Origin of the sequence: Streptomyces sp. NBC_01788, from assembly GCF_035917575.1 — a bacterium.
Classification (GTDB): domain Bacteria; phylum Actinomycetota; class Actinomycetes; order Streptomycetales; family Streptomycetaceae; genus Streptomyces.
Genome location: NZ_CP109090.1, coordinates 5,263,650 through 5,290,417 on the forward strand (window position 1 = coordinate 5,263,650; position 26,768 = coordinate 5,290,417).

Sequence of the window (26,768 nt, forward strand, 5' to 3'; positions counted from 1 at the left end):
TTGAGTCGGCATAACTCAACTTGACTGCCGAAGGGGAGATCATGGCTGCTGAGTCCACCGAGTTCACACCGCTCACCCTGCCCGTGCTGCCGCTCGACGACGAGGTCGTGCTGCCCGGGATGGTGGTTCCGCTGGATCTGAGTGACGCCGAGGTACGGGCCGCGGTGGAGGCCGCGCAGGCCGCCGCGCGGGACGAGCCGGGCAAGCCCAGGGTGCTGCTGGTGCCGAGGGTCGAGGGGACGTACGCCAGGACCGGTGTACTGGGCACGGTCGAACAGGTGGGCCGCCTGGCCGATGGCGACCCGGGCGCGCTCATTCGCGGGCGCGGCCGGGTGCGGATCGGAGCCGGGACCACCGGCCCCGGCGCCGCGCTGTGGGTCGAGGGGACCCGGATCGACGAGAACGTGCCCGAGCCGGCGCCCGGCCAGGTCGCCGAACTGATGAAGGAGTACAAGGCGCTCGCCACCGCCTGGCTGCGCAAGCGCGGCGCCTGGCAGGTCGTCGACCGTGTGCAGGCCATCGACGACGTCTCCGCGCTCGCCGACAACTCCGGCTACTCGCCCTTCCTGACCACCGAGCAGAAGGTCGAGTTGCTGGAGACCGCCGACCCGGTGGCCCGCCTCAGGCTCGCCACCCGGCAACTGCGCGACCACCTCGCCGAGCAGGACGTGGCCGAGTCCATCGCCAAGGACGTCCAGGAGGGCGTCGACAAGCAGCAGCGCGAGTTCCTGCTGCGCCGCCAGCTGGAGGCCGTCCGCAAGGAACTGCGCGAACTGAACGGCGAGAGCGACGGCGAGGAGTCCGACGACTACCGCGCCCGTGTCGAGGCCGCCGACCTGCCCGAGAAGGTCCGGGAGGCCGCGCTCAAGGAGGTCGACAAGCTGGAGCGGTCCTCCGACGCCTCGCCCGAGGGCTCCTGGATCCGCACCTGGCTCGACACGGTCCTCGGCATGCCGTGGAACGAGCGGACCGATGACAGCGCTTCCGCCTACGACATTCAGGGCGCCAGAGCGGTCCTGGACGCCGAGCACGCGGGCCTCGAGGACGTGAAGGAGCGGATCACCGAGTACCTGGCGGTGCGCAAGCGGCGCGGCGACCGGGGCCTCGGCGTGATCGGCGGGCGGCGCGGCGGAGCCGTGCTCGCGCTCGTCGGGCCGCCCGGCGTGGGCAAGACCAGCCTCGGCGAGTCCGTCGCCCATGCCATGGGCCGCAAGTTCGTGCGCGTCGCCCTGGGCGGCGTCCGGGACGAGGCGGAGATCCGCGGCCACCGGCGTACGTACGTGGGCGCGCTGCCCGGGCGGATCGTGCGCGCCGTCAAGGAGGCCGGGTCGATGAACCCGGTGGTCCTGCTCGACGAGATCGACAAGGTGGGCTCCGACTTCCGCGGCGACCCGGCCGCGGCGCTGCTCGAGGTCCTGGACCCGGCGCAGAACCACACCTTCCGGGACCACTACCTGGAGGTGGAGCTGGACCTGTCCGACGTCGTCTTCCTGGCCACGGCCAACGTTCTGGAGGCGATCCCGGAGGCGCTGGCCGACCGGATGGAGATCGTGCGCCTGGACGGCTACACGGAGGACGAGAAGGTCGTCATCGCCCGCGACCACCTGCTTCCGCGCCAGCTCGAGCGGGCCGGTCTGCGCCAGGACGAGGTGACGATCGAGGAGGGCGCGCTGCGCAGGCTCGCCGGCGAGTACACGCGTGAGGCGGGCGTGCGGACCCTGGAGCGGTCCATCGCGCGGCTGCTGCGCAAGATCGCGGCCCAGCACGAACTGGGCGAGCAGGAGCTGCCGTTCACCGTCACCGACGGTGAGCTGCGGGGACTGATCGGGCGTCCGCACCACGTTCCGGAGTCCGCGCAGGACCCGGCCGAGCGGCGTACGTCCGTCCCGGGTGTGGCGACGGGCCTCGCGGTCACCGGGGCCGGGGGCGACGTCCTCTTCGTCGAGGCGTCCCTTGCGGACCCGGAGACGGGTGCGGCCGGGCTGACCCTGACCGGCCAGCTGGGCGACGTGATGAAGGAGTCCGCGCAGATCGCGCTGAGCTTCCTGCGCAGCCACGGCGCCGAGCTGGAGCTGCCCGTGGGCGATCTGAAGGACCGGGGCGTGCACATCCACTTCCCGGCGGGCGCGGTGCCGAAGGACGGTCCGAGCGCGGGCATCACCATGACGACCGCGCTCGCCTCGCTCCTGTCCGGCCGCCTGGTCCGCACGGACGTGGCGATGACCGGCGAGGTCTCGCTGACGGGCCGTGTCCTGCCCATCGGCGGCGTCAAGCAGAAGCTGCTCGCCGCCCATCGCGCGGGTGTGACCACGGTGGTCATCCCCAAGCGCAACGAGCCCGACCTGGACGACGTCCCGGTGGAGGTCCTGGACCGGCTCGACGTCCACGCCGTCACGGACGTCCGCCAGGTCCTGGACCTGGCCCTCGCCCCGGCGACGAACGGCGCCTCACAGGAGATGCCGGCCGCCGCGTGACCCGGCAAAGCCGCGCCCGGCCGGACCACCGCGCCACAAGCCGCGGTGGTCCGGCCGGGTGTTTCCCGGGGTGCGCTCGGTGTGGGCCGCCGCGCTTGTGCCGGGCGGGCCCCGGGGCCCCGGCCGGGGGCGACCCCCTGCCCTCGGCCGGGGAGTTCCGCAGCGGTGTCAGCCGTTGGCCAGTGCCTGGACCCGGTCCAGGGCGCCGTTGAACTTGTCGTGGTCGCCGACCGTCGGCCCTGACGAGGTGTACTGCCACATGGTGTAGAAGCCCCAGCCGGCCGGCAGGGTGCCCGGGTCCGAGGCGTAACGGGCTATCCATAGCGGGTTGTTGGCGGCGAAACCGCCGTAGTTGCCGGTGCAGTCGGTCCACCAGCTCGTGGCCGTGTAGATCACGGCGTCCCGGCCCGTGCGGGCCTTGTAGGTGTTCAGGAAGTCGGCGATCCAACTGACCATCGCGCTCGCCGTCTTGCCGTAGCAGGCGGCCCCGTACGGGTTCCACTCGATGTCGAGGGTGCCCGGCAGGGTCCTGCCGTCGCGGGACCAGCCGCCGCCGTGGTCGACGAAGTAGTTGGCCTGGGCGGCGCCGCTCGTGGTGTCCGGGGTGGCGAAGTGGTACGCGCCGCGGATCATGCCCACGTTGTACGAGCCGTTGTACTGCTGGGCGAAGGAGGGGTTCGTGTAGTACGTCCCCTCGGTGGCCTTCGCGTACGCCCACCTGACGCCGCTGCTCCAGAGCGTGGACCAGGCGACGCTGCCCTGGTAGCCGGCCACGTCGACACCCTCGGTCTGGGCGACGGCGGCGTTCCCGCCGGCCGGCGTGCCGCCCCGGCCGTCGTGCGGCACGACGCCCATGCCCATGTGGGCGGAGCCGCGGGCGGGCGCGGTGGCGGCGGCGGACGGGAGGGTGAGGAGCAGGAAGAACGCGGCGAGCAGGGCTCCCGCGGCGGTGAGCCGCCGCCCGCGGGCCGTTCCGGATCTGTGCACGGACATGACGTGCCTCCGAAGCTCGGTGGTGCTCGGTGGGGGGATGCGGGGCATGTCGGAAGCTACGCACGTAGACCGGAGCCTGGGAAGGGGTCCCGGGGTCTGCCGATGGTCTACGCCTGCGAAATACTGACGGAGCTGCGGTGATGGCGCCGACTGGCGGAAACTTTCAGGAACGGGAAACCTTCAGGCAGGGGCTGACGTGCACGAAGACACAAGCAGCGGCGGACGTGGGGCCGTGTCCGGCGCGTCCCCGAGCGGTGCGGACCGGGAGTTCCTGTCCCTGGAACGCGAACTGACGGTGCTGCTGCGCCGCGCACGGGCCAACCAGGGCGAGATGGCGCGCGAGGTCCATCCGCACCTGGAGCCCGCCGCCTACGGGCTGCTGGTCCGCCTGGAGGAGTGCGGCCGCCAGCGCGCCACGGAGCTCGCCGGGTACATCGGCGTCGGCAAGGCGACCATGTCACGCCAGCTGCACGCCCTGGAGCAACTCGGCCTCGTCGCCCGGGAACCGGACCCCGCCGACGGACGGGCCTGGCTGGTGGCCCTCACCGACGACGGCCGCCGCCGGGTCGGCCAGGTGCGCGAGGCGCGCCGCGCCCGCTACGTCAGCCAGCTCGCTCACTGGGACCGCCGCGAGGTGGCTGAACTGGCCCGTCTGCTGCACGAGTTGAACCAGGTCACGGAGAAGTAGCCGGTCGCGGCGCCCGGCTGGCCGTGATCACGGCTCCACGAACACCACCGTCGCGTCGTCGTGCGTCTTGCTGCGCCGCAGATGCGTCCGCTCCTCCTTGTCGGCCGTCTCCAGGGCCCGCACCCGGCCCACCAGCGAGCCCGCCCCCTCCTCACGCACCAGCCCGAGGCACCGCGCCCAGTCGCCCGCTTGGAACTTCTCCACCCACCGCGCCGACCCGTCCGTCAGCGCGGCCAGCGCGCGGACCCCGGCGCGCGGCACGCTGCCCGTCACGGCGCGGGCGGCCACCGAGGGATCCGCCGCCGCGGTGTAGAAGCCGCCCTCCTTGTTGCGCACGACGGCGTCGATGAGCGCGTCCGTGGCGAGCGACGCCCTGGGCAGCCGGGCCAGCCGGTCGTCCAGGACCGGGGTGACCGAGCCGTCGGGGGACTCCAGCAGCAGCACCGAGTCGGACAGCACCAGGTAGTCGACCGCCTCCGCCGACCAGCGGGCCAGAACGACGGTTGCCTGAGGCGTACGCGGGTGAGAAAGGTCACAGGTGGGAGCGTGCGACTCGGCGGTACGGAGGATGGCTCGCGAAAGAATCTCCGACAGCGTCAGATCTCGGCAGGAAACCGTCAGTTCGGTCAGCGCGCCGCCCAGCCGGGCGGTGAACCAGGAGACCGAATGCGAACACCCCGTCCCGGTCCGCGGCGGCGTCACCCCGTCCAGGACGACGAGGCAACCACCCTGTCCAGACGCGGGTAGTCCGACACTCGCGAAGTCCTCGTTGGGGCAGTCGGGACGGCCGGGCTCCGAAACAACCTCAGTGCGCATCCGGCCAGTCTGCACGAGCCCTTCACAAGCCTTGCGAAAGGGTGGCAACCGTCCGGGAATCGACGAGGCGACGCAGGTCAGCCGCCTGGTTTGGGTGCAATTGGATCGCTCCGGGAAGACGTGGCGGCGAATATTGCCAAAGCCCGCCGCAGACGTCCAACCGGCCCACCTCACCGTGCCCGTGCACACGCCGGAGGAACTTGCCCGCCAACTACCCTCCGGGGTTCACTCCTTCGGGTGGCCGGTCGGACGATGCAGGACCACTGCCCACCGGCACTGGGAGGGTCGGGAACGGATGCAGGTCCCCCCTGCTCGAGCGGAGTCGAGAGCGTGGGGAGGGTGTACGCACCCGTCCGCGCCAGCTGACGGGGCACCACCCGGGCCCATGAGTACACGAGTACAGGAATGCGAGCACCGGTGCAGAAGAAGCGGCCTCGGCGCGCAGGCAAGCAGACGGCCATGGCAGGAGCCCCGGCGCAGACGCCCGGCACGCCCCCCGTCACCCCCGTCGGCAAGGGCCGTCCCACACACGTACGCAACCGGCTGATCGCCGCCGTCGCCGTCGTGGCGGCCGCGGTGGCCGGCGCGGGCGCGCCCTCCTTGACAGCCGCCTCCGGGCAGGTGAACGACACCCAGAACCTGGTGACGCTCGCCGGGCAGACCCAGGACGCGCTCGGCCTCGCCCACTCGCTGGCCGACGAGCGCGACGAGGTCACCTCCTACGTCGCGGCCGGCCGGCCCGGCGCCAAGGCGCCCTCCGAGCAGAGCAGCGCCCGCGTGGACCGCCAGGTCGACGAGCTGCGCGCCGACACCGACACACCCGCCTGGCTGCGCGAGGACCTCGACGGCATCGCCGCCGTGCGCCGCTCCGCGCTCACCGGGAAGAGCACCGCCCTCGAGGTCCACCAGGCCTACTCCGCCGCCATCACCGAGCTGCACAAGCTCGCCGAGCAGCTGGCCGAGCGGATGCCCACACGGGCCGGCGCCGGCGCCCACGCGCTCGCCCAGCTCGACACAGCCGTCCAGCAGGCCGCCGCCGCCCGCGGACTGCTGCTCGCGGCACTGAACGTGCCGCACACCACGCAGACCGTCTACGACCCCGTCACCGGCCTGCCCACCCAGACCGCCACCTCCTCGGAGGCCGACACCAAGCAGCGCGACGCCCTGAGCACCGCCGCCCAGCAGGCCCGGCTGCGCTCGGACGCCGCCCTCGCCGGCTTCCGCGACACCGCGCCCAAGGAGGCCCTCGCGGCCTACGACTCCACCGTGAGCGGCGCCGAGGTCGACACCGCGGACAAGTACCTCGCCGCGCTGACCGGGCAGCCCACGCTCTCCGGCAGCGACCTGGCCACCAGCGTCACCAAGGCCGACGCCGCGCTCAGCGCCCGCGTCGACCTGATGCGCGGCGCCGAGTCCTCCCTGTACGACCACCGCACCAAGGACCTGGCGCAGCTCCGCGACGACGACGTCACCGCACTGGAGATCCGCGTCGCGCTGCTCGGCGCCCTGCTGCTGGTCACCATCGGCATCGCCACCGGACTCGCCCGGACCCTGACCCGGCCGCTCGCGGTGCTGCGCCTGGGCTCGGCGCGGTTGGCCGGCGCGCAGGACCCGGCCACCGAGGAACCCGTCAAGTTCACCGGCCGCAACGACGAGTTCGCGCAGGTCGTCCGCTCGGTCAACACCCTGCACGCGCAGGCCGTCACGCTCACCGAGCGCATCGCCACGCTGGAGACCGACCGCAAGCACCTGGTCGGCCAGCGCCAGAAGATGGCCGACGCCCGTGAGGAGCTGCGCGCCGAACTCGCCGACTCCGCCGCTCAGCTGGACCGGATGCGCAGCGGCATAGGCGGCAGCTTCGTCAATCTCGCGCTGCGCACGCTGGGTCTGGTGGAGCGGCAACTCACCGTCATCGAGGGCCTGGAGGACCGGGAGCAGGACCCCGACCGCCTGTCCACCCTCTTCAAGCTCGACCACTTCGCCACGGTGATGCGCCGGCACAGCGAGAACCTGCTGGTGCTGGCCGGCTCCGAGCACGTCCAGCAGCACGCCGGGCCGGTCCCGCTGGTCGACGTCGTACGCGCCGCGGTCAGCGAGATCGAGCGCTACGAGCGCGTCCGCATCGCCGCCCTGCCGCCGCACGCGCATGTCGCGGGCTTCGCGGCGGACGACCTGTCCCACCTGCTGGCCGAACTCCTGGAGAACGCGACCTCGTTCTCCCCGCCCGACCAGCCCGTCGAGGTCTCCGGCTGGCTCCTGGAGAACGGCGAGGTCATGCTCTCCGTCCAGGACGAGGGCATCGGCGTGCCCGAGGAGCGGCTGGCCCGCCTCAACGTCCGGCTCACCGAGTTCGACCCGAAGTCCGCCTACGACGAGGAGGGCGACCAGGGTCTGGGCCTCGGCCTGTACGTCGTGGCCCGCCTCGCCCACCGGCACGGTATGCGCGTGCAGCTGCGCGAGCAGAAGCAGGGCGGCATCGCGGCTGTCGTGGTCGTCCCCAAGTCCGTGCTGGCGGCCGCGCCCGCCTCCGCCGTCGCGGACTCCGCCCCGGCCCCCGGCGAGACCCCCGCGGTCACCCTGCCGGGCGCCGCGGCCGAGGCCAACTCCAACGTCCTGCCCACCCGAACCGAGGGCACCGACCCCCTGGTCGCCCTGGCCGAGAAGGCGGTACGCGAGGCAGAGGCGACGGACAAGGACCGTCCCACCGAGACCCCGTCGACGAAGAAGCCGACCCCCGAGGAACTGCCCACCGGAGGCCCGGCCGCCGAGGGACTGGCCGTCGGAGGATCTGCCGCCGAGGGACCGGGCGTCGTAGGATCTGCCGCCGAGGGACCGGGCGCCGGAGTGCGGGCCGCTGAGGGCCCGGCCGCCGGAGGCCCGGCCACCGGAGAGTCGGCTGCCGGGAGACCGGCCGCCGGAGGACCTGCCGCCGACAGAGCGGCGACCGGAGGACTGACCTCCGGAGAGCCCACTGCCGAGGACCCGGGCGCCGGAGGACCGGTCGCCGAGGGTTCCGTGGGTTCCGTGGGTGGGGACTCGGTGCCGTTGGCCGAGACGACGATGGAGCTTCTGCTTCCGTCGCCCGCGGGCGAGCCGGACCCGGCGCGTCCGCACCCCGCGCCCGCCGACGACGAGCGGGCCCCGCAGGCACCGTCCGCACCCGGCCGGGAAACCCCCGCGGCCGGGAGCGTGCCCGAGACCCCGGCGTCGCTCGCGGGTGAAGCCCGTGCCGAGGCCGCCCGCACCACGCTGCCCCCGCAGCAGAACGCCCCCGCCGACGGCGACGCCGAGGCGGAACACCACCGCACCCCCGACGCGGCGGAGGACGAGGTCACCGCCAAGGGTCTGCCCAAGCGGACCCCGAGGATCTCCGCCCCCGCCCCGGCCCCGCGCCAGCGCAACGCTTCCGTGGACGCCCAGGCACTCCGGCGCCGCCTGGGCGGCTTCCACCGGGGAGCGCAGGAGGGCTACCGCGAGGCGGAGGCGGAGATCGCCGATCAGAACACGGGGGGCACAGTCGAGGAGGCAAGCAGTTGACCGCGCCCAGTACCTTCGGACTGAGCAGTGAGGCCCGCAACCTGCACTGGCTGCTGACGAACCTCGTCGAGGAGGTCCCCGGCATCGAGTCGGTGGCCGTCGTCTCCTCCGACGGCCTCCTGCTCCTCTCCTCGGACCCCGACCTCCCCCACGCTCGAACGAGCTCGCGCGGGGGGACCCCCATCGACAAGGTCCGCCAGGCCGGTGGCAAGCGCACCGGCCCGCGCGGCTCCGCCGCCGACCTCGCCACCATCGTCTCCGGCATCGGCAGCCTCACGCTCGGCGCCGCCAAGCTGATGGACTCCGGCACGGTCAAGCACACGATGGTCGCGATGGACGAGGGCAGCCTGTTCGTCATGTCGATCAGCGACGGCTCGCTGCTCGGTGTGCACGGCTCCGCGGACTGCGACATGAGCGTGGTGGCCTACCACATGGCGCTCTTCGTCGGCCGCGCCGGACACGTCCTGACGCCGGAACTCCGCAGCGAGCTGCGCAAGTCCCTGGAAACCGACGGGAGCACCGAAGGGACGGCCCGATGAGCGGCAGTACGTCCAAACGGCAGCTCCCGGTCCGCGGCGGTGACCGCAAGGCCTCCCGCGTCCGCCCCTACTCGCTCACCGGCGGCCGTACGCGCTTCGGCCACGTGCTCCAGGTGGAGACGTTCGTGGCCGCGCTCGAGGCCCCGGAGGAGCGCAAGGAGCTGACCTGCGGCTCGCTCGCCCACCCGGGCATGCCCGAGGTGCGGGCCATCGTCGAACTGTGCCGCCGGATGCGGACGGTGGCGGAGATCGCCGCGCTGCTGCAGATGCCGCTCGGTGTGGTCCGCGTGCTGCTGAGCGACCTCGCGGACCAGGGAAAGATCCGTGTGTACGGAACCGGAACCGGTCATGGCACGGGCCGGCCGGACCGCGCGCTGCTGGAAAGGGTGCTGAGTGGACTCCGCCGTCTCTGACGCCGCCGTGGGCGTCCCCCCGCTCGCCGAGCCCGACGAGGCCCTGCAGCCCTGGCAGACGGACCGCACCCGCGCCCCGGTCGCCACGAAGATCGTGGTGGCCGGCGGCTTCGGCGTCGGCAAGACCACGCTGGTCACCGCCGTCTCGGAGATCACGCCCCTGCAGACCGAGGCGCTGATGACCGAGGCGAGCGAGGGGACCGACGACCTCACCGACACGCCGGACAAGACGACCACCACGGTCGCCATGGACTACGGCCGGATCACGCTCGACGACGACCTCGTGCTCTACGTGTTCGGCACGCCGGGCCAGCAGCGGTTCTGGTTCATGTGGGACGACCTGGTGCGGGGCGCGATCGGCGCCGTGGTCCTGGCCGACACCCGCCGTCTGAAGGACTGCTTCCCGGCGCTGGACTACTTCGAGAGCTGCGGGCTGCCGTACATCGTCGCCGTCAACCACTTCGAGGGCAGCGAGCAGTTCGACCCGGAGGACGTGCGGGACGCCCTGTCGATACCCGCACACATACCTGTCCTGATCATGGACGCCAGGCGGCGGATCTCGGCCATCGAGACCCTGCTGGCCCTGGTGGCCCACGCGCTCGAGGAGACCCCCGAGGAGTAACCGCACCCGCTCCCCGAGCAGTCCAGCGAGCAGTCCCGAAGCCGTAGGAGGCAGCACCCGTATGCGGAAGATACTCGTCGTGGGGGCCGGGCAGTCCGGTCTCCAGCTGGCCCTCGGACTCCAGTCGCACGGCTACGAGGTCACCCTGATGTCCAACCGGACCGCGGACGAGATCCGCACCGGGAGGGTCATGTCGACGCAGTGCATGTTCCATACGGCCCTCCAGCACGAGCGGGACCTGAAGCTGAACTTCTGGGAGTCCCAGGCCCCGGACATCGAGGGCCTCGGCGTCTCCGTCGCCGCCCCCGGATCCTTCGACCCCGGCCCCTCGCAGCGGGCGATCGACTGGGTGGGCCGGCTCGACGAGTACGCGCAGTCGGTCGACCAGCGGGTGAAGATGGCCAGCTGGATGGAGACGTTCGCCCAGCGCGGCGGCCGGCTCGTCATCCACGGCGCCGCGGTCGGCGACCTGGACTACTTCTCCCGCACGTACGACCTCGTCCTCGTCTCCGCGGGCAAGGGCGAGCTGGTGAAGATGTTCGAGCGGGACGCCTCCCGCTCTCCGTACAGCGAGCCGCAGCGCGCGCTGGCGGTGGCGTACGTGCACGGCCTGGGCCCGCGTCCGGAGCACCCGGAGTTCGACGCGGTCCGCTGCAACCTGGTGCCCGGCGTCGGCGAGATGTTCATCATGCCGACGCTCACCCTGTCCGGCCGTGCCGACATCCTGTTCTGGGAGGGCGTCCCCGGCGGCCCGCTCGACGCCTTCCGGGGGATCAAGGACCCGTCCGAGCACCTGGCCCTGACGCTGGACCTGATGAGGACGTTCCTGCCCTGGGAGTACGCCCGGACCGCCGGCGTCGAGCTCACGGACGCCGGCGGCACGCTCGCCGGCCGTTACGCACCGACCGTGCGCAAGCCGGTCGGCCGGCTGCCCGGCGGCGGACTGGTCCTCGGCGTCGCCGACGTCGTCGTCGCCAACGACCCGATCACCGGCCAGGGCTCCAACTCGGCCTCCAAGTGCGCCGCCGCGTACCTGGCCGCCATCCTCGAGCACGGCGACAAGCCGTTCGACGAGACGTGGATGCGGCAGACGTTCGACCGCTACTGGGCCACCGCCCAGCACGTCACGAAGTGGACCAACGCCATGCTGGCCCCGCCGCCGGAGCACGTCCTGAACCTCCTCGGTGCGGCCGGTCGGCTCCAGCCGGTCGCCGACCGCTTCGTGAACTGCTTCGACGCCCCGGCCGATCTGGAGAACTTCTTCTTCGACCCGGACAAGGCCCAGGCCTACCTCGCCGAGGTCTCCGAGGCGTCCGTCGCCCAAAGACGGGCGTGAGGCTTGGTCAGGGCGCCCCGGGGGAGCTCCGGCGGTGTGTACCGCCGCATGGGCTCCCCGCCCGGATCGGGCCGTACGGCGCCCAGCACCGGGTTGGCCGCGACCGGTGAGACCTTCACCTTCTTGCCGGGCCGCGGGGCCTGCACCACCATCCCGTCGCCGAGGTAGAGCGCGACATGCGTGGCCTCGGGGAAGTAGACGACCAGGTCACCGGGCCTGAGTTCGTGCAGCGGGATGTGTTTCAGCCGCGCCCACTGCTCCTGGCTGGTGCGCGGGATGGGCGTCCCGGCATGCTCCCAGGCCTGAGAGGTCAGCCCCGAGCAGTCGTACGCCCGCGGCCCCGTGGCGCCCCACTGGTACGGCTTGCCGAGCTGACGCACGGCGTAGCGCACGGCCTCGTCGCCCTCCCGTGACGGCCTGCGGAGGCCTCTGAGCACCCCGGAGGCCAGGAACGAGCGCTGCGCCGCGGCGGCCCCGTCCGTCTCGGTCCGGGCCAGCGCCGTCACCTGTTCGGTGCTGAGTGAGGCCAGCAGCTTCTCCACGTCGTGCAGCCGTGCCTGGACGTCGTCCCGGGCCTGCTGCTGCCGCTGGGCGAGCGCGACCCGGGTGTCGAGTGTCCTGCGGGCCTTGCCGGCGAGGTCGGCGGCCTTCTTCTCGTTGGTGGTGAGCCGCCTGACCGTCTCGGCCCGCTCCCGTGCCAGCTGCCCGAGCAGCTGTCCCTCCGCCAGTGCCTGCTGCGGGTCGGGTGCCAGCAGCAGTCGCAGGTACGGGGAGAGTTCGGTGCTGCTGCCCTGGTACTGCTGGAGGGCCAGCCGTGCCGCCTGCGCGCGGCTGTCGCGCAGGGCCCGCCGGGCGGCGCCGAGGTCGGCGTCGAGGCGGTCGGCCTCGACGCGCTGCCGTTTCAGCCGCTCGGCGGTGGCGTTGTAGGTCTCGGTGGCCTGTTCGGCCTGCCGGTACAGCTTCTGCAGATCCGTCAGCAGCTCGGAGACGGACCGCTGTCCGGGCTCCTGCGGCCCGGGCGCGGCCACGGCGGCCACCGGTACGAGGGCGGCCTGCGCGGCCACCGCCGCCGTACACACCAGACGCGGCACTCTTCCTGACACGTCATCACCTCCCGTTTTGCGGGCGGCGTTTCCGCTCCGCACGTGAGGATTCGACGTATGAACCGACTTTCTGTGCTGTTGGTGCGCCGTACGGCGCAACGACGTCACCCGCCGGTGGTGTCGGGCTCGCCGCCGCCCCGTGGCTCCGGCTTGGACCACGGCCATTTCAGCCGGCCGCCGCTCCTGCCCTCGGGATCGAACTCGTACTTCCACCCCCTGGGCAGTCCCAGGCGCTTGCTGTGCCCGCGCGGCACCCGCCGGTAGACGAGCACGGTCGGCGGACCGCCGGCGGCGTCCGGCACCGGGATGCGGTAGGTCTTCGGCGGGTTCCCGGTGGGCCCCACCAGCACGGGCAGCACCCGCCCGTCCATCGGGCCGCCCTCGAAGGGGGTGTTTTCGCTCTTCACGGCACCAGTGTCAGCCATCCGCCTGCGCCAGGGCGCGCCCCACCAGCTCGGCGGTCTGCGCGTCCCGGGCGGCGGTCACGGTCAGCACGGCCACGAACTGCTCGACCAGCCAGTCCCGCAGCTCCTCGGCGGGCGGCTGCTTCTCCTCGTCCAGCCAGATCAGGGAGGCGGCCTCCACGGCCGTGATCCACATCCGCACGGTCATGCGCAGCCGGGGGCCGGGGTCCGCGACCTCCAGATGGCTCAGGATCCGCTCGGCGGCGGCCCGGCGCACGCCGTCCACGATGGCCGTCGTCCGGGAGGTCTCCACCACGCTGCCGCCCTGGAGCAGCGCGGTGAACCCGGCGTCGTGCTGGTCGACGAAGGCCAGGTAGCGGTCCAGGGCGCGGGCGAGGCGGGGCAGCGGCGGGCCCTCCTGCGGCTCGTCGAAGCAGTGCCGCAGCTCCTCGGCGGCGGATCGCAGGGCGGCCTCGTACAGCTGCTGCTTGCCGCCCGGGAAGTACCGGTACACCAGCGGCCGCGACACCCCCGCCGTCTCGGCCACGTCGTCCAGCGACACCTCCTCGGGTGCCCGGTGCGCGAAGAGCGACAGCGCCGTGTCGAGCAACTGGGCCCGCCGCTCCTCGACACTGAGGCGACGGTACGCGGGACTGGACGCGGCAGGGCTCATGACCAGCAGCGTAATCGCCCGCCCCGGCCGCCACCCGGGCCCGCGCTTTTCAGGGCAGGAGGCCCGAGGCCTGCCAGAGGCGGCGGCCCGCTCCGCGCAGTACGCCGATGTCGTCCAGGAAATCCGTCAGCCGCCTCGCTCCCGTCCGCATGACCTCCCGCCGGTGGCCGCTCGCCTTCACCTGGGCCATCGCCTCCCGCTTGTCGAGGCCCACGTTCGTGTACACCTCGGGGTTGACGAAGGCGATCGAGAAGACCCGGGCGAACTCGCCCGAGGTGATCCGGGTGAACTCCTGCGACCACCTCGGCGCCGTCACCATCTGCCGGCGCAACTCCTCGCGGGCGTACCGGACATGGCGGGCCTCCTCCACGACGTGGATGCGGGTGACGCCCCGGACGAGCGGCTGCACCCGCTCGTCCGGGAAGGTCAGCCGCTGCATCCAGTCCAGGACCTCCTCGCCCAGCAGGGTCGCGGTGAAGGAGCCGGGGGTCGTGGAGATCGTCTTGAAGAGCCGGCCGAGGTTCTGGTGCGTCCGGCTCACCGGGTACCAGGGCGTGTCGCCGCGCGCTATCAGGCGGGCGAACATCTTCGAGTGCCGGCACTCGTCCTCGATCTCGGTCAGCGCGTACCGCACGTGCGCGCTCGTGGCCGCCTTGTCGTAGATGTGCCGTACGAGGAGCTGCATGAGGATCAGCTCGAACCAGATGCCGAGGGAGGCGAGCGCCGCGGCCTCGTGCCGGGACAGCAGGATGCGCTGCTCCTCGCCCATCCGCTTCCACAGCGGCGTGCCGTACAGGGACACCAGCTCCGGCGGCCAGAACCACTTGCCCTCCTCGAAGGGCGCGTCCCAGTCCAGTTCCTTGTCGGGGTCGAAGGAGTGCCTGGCGGAAGAGGCGAGCAGCCGCTCGGCCACCTGCTCCCGGTCCTTGAGCAGGCCCAGCGCGTCGCGCAGGCCCGCGAGCGCGCCGTCTTCCGTCACGGTCGTCATGGCTGTCCCACCTCGTCGTACGGGATGTGGCCGGCTCGGCCGGTTACCCGGCGGTCAGGTTCTCCGTCTCTTATGAGACTGCCTGTCAGCAAGCCCGTCAATGCCTCGCGCACGACTTGTTGACTCAGCGTCTACATGTGAACCTGCGGAGTATGCCGACCTACGACCTGTACGCCAGGAACCCGGGTGACTCGCACTGGCAGGTCCCCGCGACCGGCGCGGCTCGCTTCAGCTGGGAGTACGACGACGGCCGCGACCGCCTCCTCGCCCTCTACCAGAAGGGCAAGGACAAGCAGTGGGACGGGCAGAAGCGGATCGACTGGGACCTGGAGGTGGACCCGTACGACCCGCTCGGCACTCCAGAGGAGGCGATGACCCTCTACGGCACCCCGTACTGGGCGAAGATGACCGACCGGGACAAGGGCGAGCTGCGCCGCCACTTCGCGGCCTGGCAGTTCAGCCAGTTCCTGCACGGCGAGCAGGGCGCGATGATCTGCGCTGCGCGGATCGTGGAGTCCGTGCCCGACCTGGACGCCAAGTTCTACTCCGCGACCCAGACCATGGACGAGGCCCGGCACGCCGAGATCTACGGCCGCTTCCTGCACGAGAAGATCGGGATGCTCTACCCGATCAACGACAACCTCCAGTCCCTCCTCGGCGACACCCTCCGCGACAGCCGCTGGGACATGCCGTACCTGGGCATGCAGGTGCTGATCGAAGGCCTGGCCCTGGCGGCCTTCGGCATGATCCGCGACACCACGAACAAGCCGCTGCCCAAGCAGATCCTCGCCTACGTCATGCAGGACGAGGCCCGGCACGTGGCCTTCGGCCGCATGGCCCTGCGCGACCACTACCGGCAGCTCACCGACGCGGAACTGCGCGAACGCGAGGAATTCGTCATCGAGGGCTGCTACTTGATGCGCGACCGCCTGCGCGGCGTGGAGGTCCTGGAGAACTTCGGCATCCCCAGGGCGGAGGCCGACGAGCTCAGCGAGCGCTCCGAATTCCTCCAGCTCTTCCGCCAGTTGCTCTTCAGCCGCATCGTCCCCTGCGTCAAGGACATCGGCCTGTGGGGCAAACGCCTCCAGCAGGCCTACGTCGACATGGGCGTCTTCGAGATGGGCGACTCCAGCCTGGACCAGCTCATGGCCCAGGACGAGGAGATCGCCGAGAAGCTGGACGCGGAACGCTTCGCGGTCGAGGAGCGGGAGCGGGTCGCGGAGGTGGAGGAGGCGATCGAGGAGGGTCAGCGCCTCACCGGCTGATCACCCGACCCCTCGGGCACACCGCCGGTCACCGGCACCGCACGCCGGGGCGGGAACGTCGCGCGGAGGGTGAACGCGTACTCGGCCGGACCGTGTTCACGGAGGTGGAGGAGCCGTTCCTCCGCCTCCGCCACCGTGGGACGGTGACCCGCCGGAACCCACCACAGCGCGGTGACCGCCTCCGTCGGCCGCTCGAAGAACTCCCGGCGGCGGGCGAGCATCTCCCGGTGCCGGCCCCGGTACATATAGGCCGTCAGGGCCTTCGTGTCCCGCCACACCGACATGTTGACGATCAGCCACGCGTCACCGAAGACCGCCACGTCCGTCGCGTTGCCCGAGTCGCTCTTCAGCCGCCAGACGAAACCGTCCGCGGTCTCCGCGTCGGCGTTCACCGGGTCGAGCGCGTCCACGAAGTCCTTCAACCGGGGCGAGTCCAATGGGGCGTTGAGGCGGGAGATGTTGACCTGGGCGAGTTCGTACACCGATGCCGGAGTCGTCATGCCCGAACGGTAGGACGGCCCCGGCCGCTCCCGGCACCCCCGTCTCACTTTGCGGGCGGCGCGTGCAGCACCTTCTCCATCACCGCCTTGGCGATCGGCGCCGCCGTACCGCCGCCGCTGATGTCGCCCCGCCGCGCGGACGCGTCCTCCACCACCACGGCGACCGCGACCCTCGGTGCCATGTCGTCGTCGTTCCGCGCCCAGGAGACGAACCAGGCGTACGGCGTACCGGCGTTGCCCAGGCCGTGCTGGGCGGTGCCCGTCTTGCCGCCCACCACGGCCCCGGGGATCGCCGCGTTCCCGCCGGTTCCCTCGGTGACCACGTCGGCCATCAGCTCCCGAAGCCGAGCCGCGGTCGTCGGACGCATCACCTGCCGGGCGGGCCGCGAGCCGGCCGCGGACACGGTGCCGCCGTTCTGGCGCGTGGTCCGCTCCACGAGGTACGGCGTCCGCACCTGCCCGCCGTTCGCGACCGCCGCCGCCACCATCGCCATCTGCAGCGGAGTGGCCCGCGTGTTGTACTGGCCGATCGACGACAGGGCGAGCTGTGCCCGGTCCACCCGGGTGTCGAAGGTGCTCGGCGACACCGAGAAGGGAATCCTCACCCCCTTGTCGTTGAAGCCGAACCCCTCCGCAGCAGCCCGCATCCTCCGCACGCCCACGTCCACGCCCAGCTTCGCGAACACCGTGTTGCACGACCACTCGAACGCATGCCGCAGGGAGGCGTCCCGGCAGTCGTCGGCCTCGTTGTAGAGCCAGGTCGTCGTGCCCGGCAGCTGGTACGGGTCGGGGGAGTCGGTCGGCTCGTCCAGGTCCCGCACCACGCCCGCGTCCAGCGCGGCCGCCGCGGTGACGACCTTGAACGTCGACCCCGGCGGATATGTCTGCCGCACCGCCCGGTTCAGCATCGGCTGCTCCGGGTCCTCGTTCAGCCGCGCCCACACCGCCGACACCGCCGGCCTGTTCCCGGACAGCAGCGAGGGGTCGTACGAGGGCGTGGACACCAGCGCCAGGATCCGTCCCGACGTCGGCTCGATCGCCGCGACCGCTCCCTTGCGGCCACCCAGCCCCTCGAACGCGGCCCGCTGGGCGGCCGGATCGATCGTCGTCACGACGTTGCCGCCCGGGCTCCGCCCGCCCGCGAAGCCCCGCCACGGCCCGAACCCCGCGAGCATCGGATCCGAGCCCGACAGCACCCCGTCCTCGGAGTGCTCCAGGAACGTCGTCCCGTAGAGCTGCGAGGCGAAGCCGGTCACCGGCGCGTACAACGGCCCGTCCGTGTAGGTGCGTTCGAAGCGAAGCTGCTCCCCGGTGTCCTTGGAGCCGGTGACCGGCCGGCCACCGACCAGGATCTCGCCGCGCGGCTGCTGGTAACGGGCGATGGTGGGGCGGCGGTTGGCCGGATTGCCGCTGTAGGCCGGGCTCCGGAGCACCTGCAACCAGGCGACGTTCAGCAGGAGCGCCACCAGCAGGACCACGCAGAAGGTCGCGGCGTGCCGGATGCACCGGGTCAACGGACCCCCTCCTCACCGGTCATGGGGCCAGCGTCCCGTCGTACTCCCAGCGCGCCACATGGCTCACCCGGATCAGCAGCGCCACGATCGTCCAGTTGGTCACGACCGACGAGCCGCCCTGTGCCAGGAACGGCATCGCGAGACCGGTCAGCGGGATCAGGCCGGTCACCCCGCCCGCGATCACGAACACCTGGAGCGCCACGAGCGAGGCGAGCCCGATCGCGAGCAGCCGGCCGAAGGGGTCGCGCAGGGCGAGGCCCGCCCGGTAGCCGCGCTCGACGAGCAGTGCGTACAGCAGGAAGACCGCGGACAGCCCGGCCAGACCCAGTTCCTCCCCGGCGGTGGCCAGGATGAAGTCCGACTTGACGGCGAAGCCGACGAGGGTGGAGTGGCCGAGGCCGAGGCCGGTGCCGGTCAACCCGCCCGCCGCGAACGAGAACAGCGACTGCGCCACCTGGCCGGGCCCCTCACCGGCCTCGATGGACGCGAACGGGTGCAGCCACTCACCGAACCGGCTGCGCACGTGCGGTTCCAGCCGGCCGACGGCGACCGCGCCGGCCGCCGCGAGGAGCAGTCCGACCGCGATCCAGCCGGTGCGGCCGGTGGCCACGTAGAGCATGATGACGAACAGGCCGAAGAACAGCAGCGAGGTGCCGAGGTCGCGTTCCAGGACCAGGACGACGACGCTCAGCAGCCAGATCGTCACCACCGGCCCCAGCACCCGTCCGGTGGGCAGTTGCAGCCGCCACACCTGGCGGCCGCTGTACGCCAGCGCCCCGCGGTTGGCGGCCAGGTACGCGGCGAAGAACACCGCGAGCAGCACCTTCGCGAACTCGCCCGGCTGGATGGAGAACCCGCCCAGCCGGATCCAGATCCGGGCGCCGTTGACGGCGGGGAAGAGGATGGGCAGCGTGAGCAGGACGAGCGTGGAGGCGACACACAGGTAGGCGTAGCGCTGCAGCCACCGGTGGTCGCGCAGCACGAGCACCACCAGGATGAACAGCCCCACACCCAGCGTGGACCACACCAGTTGGGCGGGGGCGGCCTCGTCGCCCGGTGTCTCCAGGTCGAGCCGGTAGATCAGCACCAGGCCCAGCCCGTTGAGCAGGACGGCGATGGGCAGCAGCAGCGGGTCGGCGTACGGCGCGCACAGGCGCACCGCGATGTGCGCGACCAGCGCGAGCACGCCGAGCCCGGCGCCGTAGCCGGCGGCGCCGGGCGGGACGGTGCCGTTCCTCGCCAGGCCGACGGCGCAGTAGCCGCACACCGGCAGCAGGACGGCGAGGACGATGAGGGAGAGTTCGACACCGCGGCGCCGGGGGAGGCGGGCGGCGGGCGCGGACGGGGCGGCCGCTGCCACGGGGATTCCGGCCTGGGTCATGTCCGGAACCTACCCAAAAGGCATGGCCTGTCCGCCCTGCTGGTCAGCACCAGCGTGGCGTGGGCCCGATGGTGGCGATGTACCGCGCCGAGCCCCACGCCCAGACGCCGTCCGAGAGGAGGTACCACACCCGGGTGCCGTCGACCGGCTCGCCAAGGGTCCTGCAGAAGATCCACACGAGCCGGCCCGGCCGGGCCAGCCGCAGCACCCGGCTGTCGAGGTCGGGGCGGGTGCGCAGGGCGAGCCCGCCGCGGGCCGTGACGACGCCCCGGGTGAAGCGCGGGCGGGGGTGGTCGGGGGCGCCGCTGTTCTGCCGGGCCGTGCTGTGCTCGGGCGTGGTGCCGTGCTCGGGTGTCGTGCCGTGGGCGGGCGTGGTGCCGCGCTCGGGGGTCTTGCTGTGCTCGGGCGTGGTGCCGTGCGCGGGGGTCTTGCCGTGCTCGGGCGTGGTGCCGTGTGCGGGGGTCGTGCTGTGCCGGGGGGTCGCTGCCTGGTGACCGCTCCGGCCGTCGTCGGCGATGGCGGGTGCCGCGGCGGCCGTGGAGAGGAGTGCGCCGGTGGCGGCCGCCACGGCCAGTCGGATGAGGGGGGAGCGCAGGGACATGGAGTACCTCCACCTGAGGCGGCGAAGCCCATCGAGGCCGGACTGAGCTGACTAACCGCCACATTAGGAGCACCGCATTCCGGAGGCCCGTCACACTGGGCCATCGGGGCGCCGCCGTCTGAGGGGCCGTCATCCGGGCCGTCATTCAGGTGCGGGCATGATCCTTGCAGGGGCATGGGCTCCGGAGGGAGCGGGCGGTGTCTGAGGGAGCGTCAGGGTCGCCACCGCCCCGCCGTCCTGCGCGTTGGCGAACTCCAACCGGGCGCCCAGCACTTCCGCCTGGCCCAGGGCGATCGTCAGCCCGAGCCCGTGCCCGGTCGCGCCGCCCTCCGTGCGGAAGCGTTGCGGCCCGTGCGCCACGAGGTACTCCGGATAGCCGTCGCCGTGGTCCCGCACGCTGACCACCGGCCCGTCGACGGTCAGCACCACCGGCGGCCGGCCGTGGCCGTGCGCGTTGGCCACCAGATTGCCCAGCACCCGCTCCAGCCGCCGCCGGTCGGTCTCCACGTACACATCCCGTACGACCCTGACCTGCGTCTCCGCCCCGGCCGCGGCCCCTGCCGCCCGCACCGCTCGCTCCGCCACCGAGCTCAGGTGCCCGGCGTCCAGGGCCGGCCGTTCCCTCCCGGTGTCCAGCCGGGAGATCTCCAGCAGGTCCTCGGTGAGCGTGCGCAGCGCGGCCACCCGGTCGCGCACCAGTTCGGTGGGGCGGCCCGGTGACAGCAGTTCGGCCGCCGCGTGCAGCCCGGTCAGCGGGGTGCGCAGCTCGTGCGCCACATCCGCGGTGAACCGCTGCTCGGCCAGCAGCTTGCCCTGGAGCGACGCAGCCATGGAGTCCAGCGCCGCGGCGACCGCGGCCACCTCGTCGTGCGGACGCGACGCGTCCCGCGCCAGCGGATCGTGCACGCGCGCGTCCAGGTCGCCCGCGCTGATCCGCCGGGCCACGCGCGCGGTGGCGTGCAGCCGCCGGGTCACCCGGGTCACCGCGAACGCGCCGACCAGCAGCGTCGCCCCGATCGCCAGCATCGACGACCACAGGATCGACTGGTCCAGCGCGTCGATGGTGCGGGCCTGCTGCGAGTAGTCCACCGCCACGGCCAGCGTCCGCCCCCGGTCCGCGGGCCCGGCCGCCCACATCGTGGGCCGCCCCTGGTGCACGTCGACCATCGTGCCGCGCTGCCCGTTCGCCGCCAGCCGCCGCAGCCGCTCCGGCAGCCCCTCCGGGTCGACGCCTGCGCCCGGCAGCAGCGTGTCTCCGGACTCGAACGCGGTCGTGGCGTCCTTCAGCCGGGACAGGGCGAGGGCGCGCGCCTGGCCGACGGTCTGGTCGGTCACCGAGACGTGCACGAGGACGCCGAGCAGCGCGGCGAGCGCGCAGCACATCACCGTGATGAAGGCCGCGGCCTTCACCGCGAGCGTCCCGGCCCACCGGGGAAGCGCGACCCTCATCGCACGCTCGCGGAGGAGGAGACGGCGGGGGAGGAGGGGGAGGGAGAGAGACTGCCGGCGGACGGGGGCGGGGACAAGGGGAGGGGCGCGTGGGTACGCGCGTGCGTGGGCCGGTGCCGCCCGGTGCGCAGGAACTCGTCGCGCGAGAACACCATCGCCCGCTGCTCCGGATCCCAGGACCACGTGGTGCGGTACTCGTACCCGGCGATCCCGGCCGGCGAGCGTATGATCACGGCCCGCCCGGCCAGCTCCACGCCGATCACAGCGTCGTCGTTGGCGAACACCTGCACCAGCCGGTGCCCCTCGAACGTGTAGACGCGCACCGCGGTCTGGTTGGTCGGGTACAGCCGGAAGCCCAGTGCCATGTCGTCGTGCCCGTCACCGGTCAGGTCCCGGTAGTAGGGCCGCATGACGGGACACCGCGACGGATCCTTCGCCCCGCCGCACTCCGCCAGCCGGACGGCCGTGTCCTGGTACGGCGCCTTGGCGCTCGTGTAGGCGTCCGGATGCGCGGTCACCTCGGCCTGTACGACGGCAACCGGGTCGACCGCGCGGATGTCGTCGCCGGGAGCGGTGACGCCCTTGACCGTCTCGATCTGTATCTCGTCGTAGGGCCAGGCCGGGCTGGCCGCCGGGCGCAGCGAGGGCCACAGCCGGGCCGGGCTGACCGCGGTCGGCGTGGGCCCCGCGCCGCGCAGCCCGCCCGCGTCGCCGCAGGCAGCCGTCGTCGCCGTCAGAAGGGTGACCAGGGCGGTGGCCAGGGCGGGGCGTCTGCGGAACACGTTTCTCCGGTGGCTGGAGGAGCGGGAGGAGAGGGAGCGGCGCGGGTGACAGCCTCGTACACCCTATTCGTTTCGTATGGAAGTCCCTTTTGCTCACGGGCTTTCGGTTCCGGCGTACGAGCCCCCGGGGGAACGGCTTGTCCGGCGCCCGGGCGAAACGGTTACTCGGCCAGCTCCTCCAGCAGCCGTGCCGTCGGCAGGCCCGTCCGCAGATAGTCGACGAACAGCTCGTTGTGGAGGGCCCAGGGGGAGCGGCGGGCGCGGATCAGACGGATCGCCTCGTCGGAGGAGCGCCCCTGCCGGACCAGCGCGTGCGCGACCACCAGCCCTGAGCGGTTGTAGCCGGAGTAGCAGCGCACGAGGACCCGGCGGTCCTGGTCCAGGGCGTCGCAGGCGGCCCGGGCCAGCCGTATCACCCCCGCGAGCTGTGTTCCGTCCAGCGGCCCGTCGGGTATCGGCCACACATGGTGCTCGACACCCGGGTCGGGTCCGTGGCCCGGCAGCCTGAGCAGGGTCTGCACAAGATCGAACTCATCGCGCACGACGGCGAGCTCCAGCCGCCCGGAGTGCGTCCTGAACTCGTGCCCGCCCATCCACAGGCCCGGCACGACCTCGCTCCACGGGCTGTCCGGAGCCGGTACGTCGGGCTGTTTCCCGCGGGTCCGCAACGGCGCCTCCCCACTCCCCTGCCAACCGCTCCTCAAAGGTAGCCGGGTTCTTGCCCCGGGAGCACCCCGCCTGTTCCCATGGTCGTGGGGGTGATGGTGCATGAGCGGACACCGCGGACTGCGCGTCATACCGACCTGGCGCCACGGACAGGAACGGCTCTACGTCTGCCGGCCCGACGGCAGGAACATCGCCTGGTACGACCGTGAGGCCGCCCGGGTCAACCTCCTCAGCGAGGGCGAGCAGGAGGAGGTGCTCCAGGCCCTGGGTCCCTTCCTCACCGGCTCGGTCGCGGTGGGCCCGCCCCCGGTGCCCACCCCCGCCGAACTCGCCCGGCTGAGCCTGCACCCGGACGACGACCTCGCCCCCAACCGCCCCGGCGAGGCGCTGCTGATCGCCCTCGACCGCGAGCCCGCCCCCGCCCACCGCCTGCGCCCGGACCCGCGCCGCCGCGCCCTGACCGCCGAGCAGACGGTGGGCGAGGCCCTGGACCACCTCGACGGTGCCGGCTGGCACGCTCTCCACTCCGTTCCGCTGCCCGGCGGCGACCGCATCCACCACCTGGTCATCGGCCCGGGTGGCCTCTTCGCCGTCCACGCCCTGTACGCCCGCAAGCAGCGCGTCCGCATCGACGACCCGATGGTCGTCCTCGGCCGCCACGACCCCGCGCCCCTCCTGCGCGACCTCCGCAGCCGGGCCGACCGGGCCTCCTACGCGCTGACGGCCGAGGTGCGCCCCGTCCTGGTCCTGACGGACCCGGCGGCCCTCCACGTCACCGCGCCGCCCAGGGGCGTACGCGTCCTCGAACTCGCCGTCCTCGGGGACCTGACCCGCCTGGGCGGCCAGCTGAAACCGGCGGACGTGGAAGCACTCCACGCGATGGCGAGGGACCGCAGGACGTGGGAGAGGGTGTGAGAGGGCGGCTGGGCTGAGGGGTCGGTCGAGCTGAGGGGCCGGTCGGGCTCAGGGGGTCGACCGGACGGCCGGGTTTCGCCCGAGTGGGTGTGATCGGACGGCCGGTTCCGCCCGAGTGGGTGTGACCGCACGGCCCGGTTTTCCCGTTCACGGCAGCGCGGCCGCGCGTCCCGGGTCCAGCAGGGGCGCCAGCAGGTCGCCGTGATCCCGCAGCCGGGGCGCGATGTCCCGTGCCCGGAACTCCAGCCGCCCCGGCGCCCGGCACCCCGCCACCTCGTCCCACGTGACCGGCGCGGAGACCATCGGCTGCGGGCGCGCCCGCAGCGTGTAGGGCGCCGCCGTGGTCTTGCGCGCCGCGTTCTGACTCCAGTCGACGAACACCTTCCCCGGGCGCAGACTCCGCGTCATCCGGTGCAGCACCAGCTCGGGCATCGCGCGCTCCGCCTCCACGGCGAGCCCCCTCGCGTAGTCGGACGCCCGCGCGCTGGAAGCCCCCCGCACCGCGGCCAGCAGATGCAGCCCCTTCGATCCGGACGTCTTCGCGTACGCCTCGATCCCGTCCCCGGCCAGCCGCTCCCGCAGCCACAACGCCACCCGGCAGCAGTCCACCACGCTCGCCGGCGCCCCCGGATCCAGGTCGAACACCAGCCGGTCGGCCTCCGCGGGCGCCTCGACCACCCACTGCGGGGTGTGGAACTCGGTCACCAGGTTGGCCGCCCACATGAGGCTCGCCAGATCCTGCACCAGCACCATCCGCGCCGCCCCCGTTGACTTCGGCACCTCGGCCGTCGTCACCCACTCGGGCGTACCCGGCGGCACGTTCTTGGCGAAGAACACCTGCCCGTCCGGCCCGTCCGGGTAGCGCAGGAAGGACACGGGCCGGTCGCGCAGATGGGGCAGCAGTGCCTCGGCGGTCGTCGCGTAGTAGTGCAGCACCTCGCCCTTGGTGAACCCGCTCGCGGGATACAGCACCTTGTCCAGGTTGCTGAGCGCGAGCCGTCGCCCCTCCACCTCCGTGATCGGCGCCATACGATAAGAAAACCATGGAAACTACTTGAACCAGAACAAACAGAGCAGCCTCGGCAGCCAGCGCAATCAGACCAAGCAGATCGTCCTGATCCGATCCGGAAGGTGCTCCCCGTGCGATCCATTTGGAACGGCGCCATCTCGTTCGGCCTGGTCAGCATCCCGATCAAGCTCGTGAACGCGACCGAGAGCCACGCCATCTCCTTCCGCCAGATCCACACCGAGGACGGCGGCCGCATCCGCTACCGCAAGGTGTGCGAACTGGAGGAGCGCGAGGTCACCCAGGCGGAGATCGGCAAGGCCTACGAGGACGCGGACGGCTCCATCGTCCCGATCACCGACGAGGACCTGGCCCACCTGCCGCTGCCCACCGCGAAGACGATCGACATCGTGGCCTTCGTCCCGGCCGACCGGATCGACCCGCTCCAGATGGAGAACGCGTACTACCTGGCGGCGAGCGGTGCTCCCGCCGCCAAGCCGTACACCCTGCTGCGCGAGGCCCTCAAGCGCAGCCGGAAGGTGGCGATCGCGAAGTTCGCCCTGCGCGGCCGCGAGCGACTGGGCATGCTCCGTGTGGTGGACGACGTCATCGCCATGCACGGCCTGCTCTGGCCCGACGAGATCCGCGCCCCCCAGGGCGTGGCCCTGGACGTCGACGTCACCGTCCGGGACAAGGAGCTGGACCTCGCCGACGCCCTCATGGACACCCTGGGCGAGGTCGACCTCCAGGATCTCCACGACGAGTACCGCGAGGCGCTGGAGGAGGTCATCGCCGCGAAGGCCGCCGGCGAGGCGCCCCCCGAGGCTCCCGAACCCGCCCCTGGCGGCAAGGTCCTCGACCTGATGGCCGCCCTGGAGAACAGTGTGCGGGCGGCCAGGCAGTCCAGGGGCGAGGAAGTGGGGGAGGAGACCGGGGAACCGGCGGAGGAGGCCGAGGTCAGGCACCTCCCGCGCGGCAAGCGAGCAGGCGGCGCGGCCAAGAAGGCCACCACCGGGAAGTCGGCTCCCGCGGCCAAGAAGACCGCGGCCAAGAAGACGTCCGCCGCGAAGAAGTCCACCTCCAAGACGGCGCAGTCGGCGCAGTCGTCGCGGTCCGCGAAGAAGACCGCATCGACCACCAAGAGCACGACGAAGAAGACCCCGGCCAAGAAGACGGCCTCCCGCAAACGCACGGCGTGAGAACCGCCCCTTGCGCGACTGGACCTACGCGGCCTTCTGTGAGGCGGCGGCGTCGGGGCGCAGGTCGTCGAGGGTGAGGGGGTGGGCCGGCGGCTCGGGCAGGGCGAGCCGGCCGGTGGTGTGCAGGCCGGAGTCGACATGGAGCAGTTCGCCGGCCTCCAGCAGCCGCCAGTCCGGGTTGTCGTCCATGCGCTCGCTGGCCACCACGACGGCCGGGTGTGCGGCCAGAGCCTCGGAGTGCACGCGCATCCGCCCGTTGCTGCCGCTGTGGTCGAGGTGCCGGGTGCCGTGCCGGCCGCCCGCCGCGCGCTGGAGGACGTACAGCTCGTGGGTGCCGGGGTAGCGCAGCGCCCACAGTTGGTCCGGGGTGACGAGGACCAGGTTGAGGGCGTAGACGGGCAGATGCCCGGCGATCCAGCGCGCGGCCCGCGTGATGCCGACGGTGACGTCGCCGCCGTGTTCGCGGGTCTCGCGGGTGACGAGGGCGAAGAACCGCTCCGAGTCGGTGTCGCCCCTGACCAGTGACCGGTCCTCGCCCAGGTGGTCGTCGAGCGCGTCGAGGTCCTCGATCACCCCGTTGTGCGCGAACAGCCGCCCTTCCTGCTCGAAGGGGTGGGTGTTGCGCGCTTCCAGGCTGCCGGTCGAGGCGAACCGCACATGGGCGAGGAAGGTGGTGGACTCCACCTGCCGTGCCTCCTCGGCGAACCCGCGGTCCCGGTAGGCGGCGATCGGCGCCTTGTCGACCCGCGGGGTGCCGTCCGCCGCGAAGTAACCGAGCCCGGTGCCGTCCGGATCGCGGTGACTCTGCCGGCTGAGACTGTCGGGGGCGTCCAGCAGCCAGAAGGTGGCGCGAGTACGCCGCGGCGCGCTGCTGAGTCCGAACAGACGGCACATCGGCTTCCTC

25 protein-coding genes are annotated in these 26,768 nt (G+C 72.4%); 10 read left to right on the forward strand and 15 right to left on the reverse strand.

Going from position 1 to position 26,768, the window contains the following annotated elements; translation table 11 throughout:
- Positions 1-41 precede the first annotated feature (41 nt).
- The gene (gene lon, locus OIE49_RS23965; protein WP_326804073.1) at positions 42-2,474 is read left to right on the forward strand and encodes an endopeptidase La; all 2,433 of its coding nucleotides are present in this window, start codon (positions 42-44) and stop codon (positions 2,472-2,474) included.
- Between the two features lie 168 nt (positions 2,475-2,642).
- Here lon and OIE49_RS23970 read toward each other — a convergent pair whose 3' ends face one another.
- The gene (locus tag OIE49_RS23970; protein ID WP_326804074.1) at positions 2,643-3,467 is read right to left on the reverse strand and encodes a lysozyme; all 825 of its coding nucleotides are present in this window, start codon (positions 3,465-3,467) and stop codon (positions 2,643-2,645) included.
- 196 nt (positions 3,468-3,663) lie between these two features.
- On the opposite strand from OIE49_RS23970, the gene OIE49_RS23975 reads away from it, so the two are divergent.
- A complete protein-coding gene (locus tag OIE49_RS23975; RefSeq protein WP_326804075.1) occupies positions 3,664-4,155 on the forward strand; it encodes a MarR family winged helix-turn-helix transcriptional regulator in 492 nt (163 codons plus the stop codon).
- 27 nt (positions 4,156-4,182) lie between these two features.
- Here OIE49_RS23975 and OIE49_RS23980 read toward each other — a convergent pair whose 3' ends face one another.
- Complete coding sequence (locus OIE49_RS23980; protein ID WP_326804076.1) at positions 4,183-4,971, reverse strand: hypothetical protein; 789 nt, start codon at positions 4,969-4,971, stop codon at positions 4,183-4,185.
- A gap of 417 nt (positions 4,972-5,388) precedes the next feature.
- On the opposite strand from OIE49_RS23980, the gene OIE49_RS23985 reads away from it, so the two are divergent.
- From OIE49_RS23985 to OIE49_RS24005, 5 genes are all read left to right on the forward strand, one after another.
- Complete coding sequence (locus tag OIE49_RS23985) at positions 5,389-8,508, forward strand: nitrate- and nitrite sensing domain-containing protein (RefSeq protein WP_442812354.1); 3,120 nt, start codon at positions 5,389-5,391, stop codon at positions 8,506-8,508.
- On the forward strand, positions 8,505-9,047 hold the full coding sequence (locus OIE49_RS23990) for a roadblock/LC7 domain-containing protein (RefSeq protein ID WP_326804078.1): 543 nt from the start codon (positions 8,505-8,507) through the stop codon (positions 9,045-9,047). The genes OIE49_RS23985 and OIE49_RS23990 overlap by 4 nt, the downstream gene beginning before the upstream one ends.
- Positions 9,044-9,460: a DUF742 domain-containing protein gene (locus OIE49_RS23995; protein WP_326804079.1), complete on the forward strand. Its 417-nt coding sequence runs from the start codon at positions 9,044-9,046 to the stop codon at positions 9,458-9,460. Before OIE49_RS23990 ends, OIE49_RS23995 begins: the two co-directional genes overlap by 4 nt.
- Complete coding sequence (locus OIE49_RS24000; protein WP_326804080.1) at positions 9,441-10,082, forward strand: GTP-binding protein; 642 nt, start codon at positions 9,441-9,443, stop codon at positions 10,080-10,082. Before OIE49_RS23995 ends, OIE49_RS24000 begins: the two co-directional genes overlap by 20 nt.
- A 61-nt stretch (positions 10,083-10,143) precedes the next feature.
- Entirely contained in the window at positions 10,144-11,418 is a 1,275-nt protein-coding gene (locus OIE49_RS24005; RefSeq protein WP_326804081.1) for a styrene monooxygenase/indole monooxygenase family protein, read from the forward strand.
- Here the strand turns inward: OIE49_RS24005 and OIE49_RS24010 are convergent.
- The 4 genes from OIE49_RS24010 to OIE49_RS24025 form a co-directional block, all read right to left on the reverse strand.
- Positions 11,370-12,521: a C40 family peptidase gene (locus OIE49_RS24010; protein WP_326804082.1), complete on the reverse strand. Its 1,152-nt coding sequence runs from the start codon at positions 12,519-12,521 to the stop codon at positions 11,370-11,372. The genes OIE49_RS24005 and OIE49_RS24010 overlap by 49 nt on opposite strands.
- 104 nt (positions 12,522-12,625) lie before the next feature.
- Positions 12,626-12,946, reverse strand: coding sequence for a hypothetical protein (locus OIE49_RS24015; RefSeq protein ID WP_199836572.1), 321 nt, complete (start codon positions 12,944-12,946; stop codon positions 12,626-12,628).
- A complete protein-coding gene (locus OIE49_RS24020; RefSeq protein ID WP_326804083.1) occupies positions 12,939-13,598 on the reverse strand; it encodes a TetR/AcrR family transcriptional regulator in 660 nt (219 codons plus the stop codon). Before OIE49_RS24020 ends, OIE49_RS24015 begins: the two co-directional genes overlap by 8 nt.
- 49 nt (positions 13,599-13,647) lie before the next feature.
- Entirely contained in the window at positions 13,648-14,586 is a 939-nt protein-coding gene (locus OIE49_RS24025) for an AurF N-oxygenase family protein (RefSeq protein ID WP_326804084.1), read from the reverse strand.
- 152 nt (positions 14,587-14,738) lie between these two features.
- Here OIE49_RS24025 and OIE49_RS24030 point away from each other — a divergent pair, with 152 nt between their 5' ends.
- Positions 14,739-15,851 carry a ferritin-like domain-containing protein gene (locus tag OIE49_RS24030; protein ID WP_326804085.1) on the forward strand — a complete coding sequence of 371 codons (1,113 nt, stop codon included), beginning with the start codon at positions 14,739-14,741 and terminating at the stop codon, positions 15,849-15,851.
- Here the strand turns inward: OIE49_RS24030 and OIE49_RS24035 are convergent.
- The 7 genes from OIE49_RS24035 to OIE49_RS24065 all read right to left on the reverse strand — a co-directional run bounded on the left by OIE49_RS24035 (position 15,833) and on the right by OIE49_RS24065 (position 22,746).
- A complete protein-coding gene (locus OIE49_RS24035) occupies positions 15,833-16,351 on the reverse strand; it encodes a DUF3291 domain-containing protein (protein ID WP_326804086.1) in 519 nt (172 codons plus the stop codon). The two genes, OIE49_RS24030 and OIE49_RS24035, sit on opposite strands and share 19 nt — an antisense overlap.
- Before the next feature lie 44 nt (positions 16,352-16,395).
- Positions 16,396-17,865, reverse strand: a complete 1,470-nt coding sequence (locus OIE49_RS24040; protein WP_326804087.1) for a penicillin-binding transpeptidase domain-containing protein — start codon at positions 17,863-17,865, stop codon at positions 16,396-16,398.
- 19 nt (positions 17,866-17,884) lie between these two features.
- Complete coding sequence (locus tag OIE49_RS24045) at positions 17,885-19,246, reverse strand: FtsW/RodA/SpoVE family cell cycle protein (protein ID WP_326804088.1); 1,362 nt, start codon at positions 19,244-19,246, stop codon at positions 17,885-17,887.
- A gap of 43 nt (positions 19,247-19,289) precedes the next feature.
- Positions 19,290-19,847 (reverse strand): SH3 domain-containing protein, encoded by a 558-nt coding sequence (locus tag OIE49_RS24050; RefSeq protein WP_326804089.1) that lies wholly within the window; start codon positions 19,845-19,847, stop codon positions 19,290-19,292.
- A 141-nt stretch (positions 19,848-19,988) separates the two neighbouring features.
- The gene (locus tag OIE49_RS24055) at positions 19,989-21,296 is read right to left on the reverse strand and encodes a HAMP domain-containing sensor histidine kinase (protein ID WP_326804090.1); all 1,308 of its coding nucleotides are present in this window, start codon (positions 21,294-21,296) and stop codon (positions 19,989-19,991) included.
- The gene (locus tag OIE49_RS24060) at positions 21,293-22,078 is read right to left on the reverse strand and encodes a hypothetical protein (RefSeq protein ID WP_326804091.1); all 786 of its coding nucleotides are present in this window, start codon (positions 22,076-22,078) and stop codon (positions 21,293-21,295) included. The genes OIE49_RS24055 and OIE49_RS24060 overlap by 4 nt, the downstream gene beginning before the upstream one ends.
- A 161-nt stretch (positions 22,079-22,239) precedes the next feature.
- Complete coding sequence (locus OIE49_RS24065; RefSeq protein ID WP_100568088.1) at positions 22,240-22,746, reverse strand: protein-tyrosine phosphatase family protein; 507 nt, start codon at positions 22,744-22,746, stop codon at positions 22,240-22,242.
- Between the two features lie 100 nt (positions 22,747-22,846).
- On the opposite strand from OIE49_RS24065, the gene OIE49_RS24070 reads away from it, so the two are divergent.
- On the forward strand, positions 22,847-23,659 hold the full coding sequence (locus OIE49_RS24070) for a nuclease-related domain-containing protein (protein WP_326804092.1): 813 nt from the start codon (positions 22,847-22,849) through the stop codon (positions 23,657-23,659).
- 147 nt (positions 23,660-23,806) lie between these two features.
- Here OIE49_RS24070 and ligD read toward each other — a convergent pair whose 3' ends face one another.
- The gene (gene ligD / locus OIE49_RS24075) at positions 23,807-24,688 is read right to left on the reverse strand and encodes a non-homologous end-joining DNA ligase (RefSeq protein ID WP_326804093.1); all 882 of its coding nucleotides are present in this window, start codon (positions 24,686-24,688) and stop codon (positions 23,807-23,809) included.
- Between the two features lie 111 nt (positions 24,689-24,799).
- Here ligD and ku point away from each other — a divergent pair, with 111 nt between their 5' ends.
- Entirely contained in the window at positions 24,800-25,864 is a 1,065-nt protein-coding gene (gene ku, locus OIE49_RS24080; RefSeq protein ID WP_326804094.1) for a non-homologous end joining protein Ku, read from the forward strand.
- 24 nt (positions 25,865-25,888) lie between these two features.
- Here ku and OIE49_RS24085 read toward each other — a convergent pair whose 3' ends face one another.
- Positions 25,889-26,758, reverse strand: coding sequence for a class II glutamine amidotransferase (locus tag OIE49_RS24085; RefSeq protein ID WP_326804095.1), 870 nt, complete (start codon positions 26,756-26,758; stop codon positions 25,889-25,891).
- Between the last annotated feature and the right edge of the window lie 10 nt (positions 26,759-26,768).

Bases quoted from the DNA above. Each gene is read 5' to 3' on its own strand.
- lon (WP_326804073.1), top strand. From the start codon at position 42: ATGGCTGCTGAGTCCACCGAGTTCACACCGCTCACCCTGCCCGTGCTG.
- OIE49_RS23970 (WP_326804074.1), bottom strand. From the start codon at position 3,467: ATGTCCGTGCACAGATCCGGAACGGCCCGCGGGCGGCGGCTCACCGCC.
- OIE49_RS23980 (WP_326804076.1), bottom strand. From the start codon at position 4,971: ATGCGCACTGAGGTTGTTTCGGAGCCCGGCCGTCCCGACTGCCCCAAC.
- OIE49_RS23995 (WP_326804079.1), top strand. From the start codon at position 9,044: ATGAGCGGCAGTACGTCCAAACGGCAGCTCCCGGTCCGCGGCGGTGAC.
- OIE49_RS24005 (WP_326804081.1), top strand. From the start codon at position 10,144: ATGCGGAAGATACTCGTCGTGGGGGCCGGGCAGTCCGGTCTCCAGCTG.
- OIE49_RS24015 (WP_199836572.1), bottom strand. From the start codon at position 12,946: ATGGCTGACACTGGTGCCGTGAAGAGCGAAAACACCCCCTTCGAGGGC.
- OIE49_RS24020 (WP_326804083.1), bottom strand. From the start codon at position 13,598: ATGAGCCCTGCCGCGTCCAGTCCCGCGTACCGTCGCCTCAGTGTCGAG.
- OIE49_RS24025 (WP_326804084.1), bottom strand. From the start codon at position 14,586: ATGACGACCGTGACGGAAGACGGCGCGCTCGCGGGCCTGCGCGACGCG.
- OIE49_RS24030 (WP_326804085.1), top strand. From the start codon at position 14,739: ATGCCGACCTACGACCTGTACGCCAGGAACCCGGGTGACTCGCACTGG.
- OIE49_RS24035 (WP_326804086.1), bottom strand. From the start codon at position 16,351: ATGACGACTCCGGCATCGGTGTACGAACTCGCCCAGGTCAACATCTCC.
- OIE49_RS24045 (WP_326804088.1), bottom strand. From the start codon at position 19,246: ATGACCCAGGCCGGAATCCCCGTGGCAGCGGCCGCCCCGTCCGCGCCC.
- OIE49_RS24050 (WP_326804089.1), bottom strand. From the start codon at position 19,847: ATGTCCCTGCGCTCCCCCCTCATCCGACTGGCCGTGGCGGCCGCCACC.
- OIE49_RS24055 (WP_326804090.1), bottom strand. From the start codon at position 21,296: ATGAGGGTCGCGCTTCCCCGGTGGGCCGGGACGCTCGCGGTGAAGGCC.
- OIE49_RS24070 (WP_326804092.1), top strand. From the start codon at position 22,847: ATGAGCGGACACCGCGGACTGCGCGTCATACCGACCTGGCGCCACGGA.
- ligD (WP_326804093.1), bottom strand. From the start codon at position 24,688: ATGGCGCCGATCACGGAGGTGGAGGGGCGACGGCTCGCGCTCAGCAAC.
- OIE49_RS24085 (WP_326804095.1), bottom strand. From the start codon at position 26,758: ATGTGCCGTCTGTTCGGACTCAGCAGCGCGCCGCGGCGTACTCGCGCC.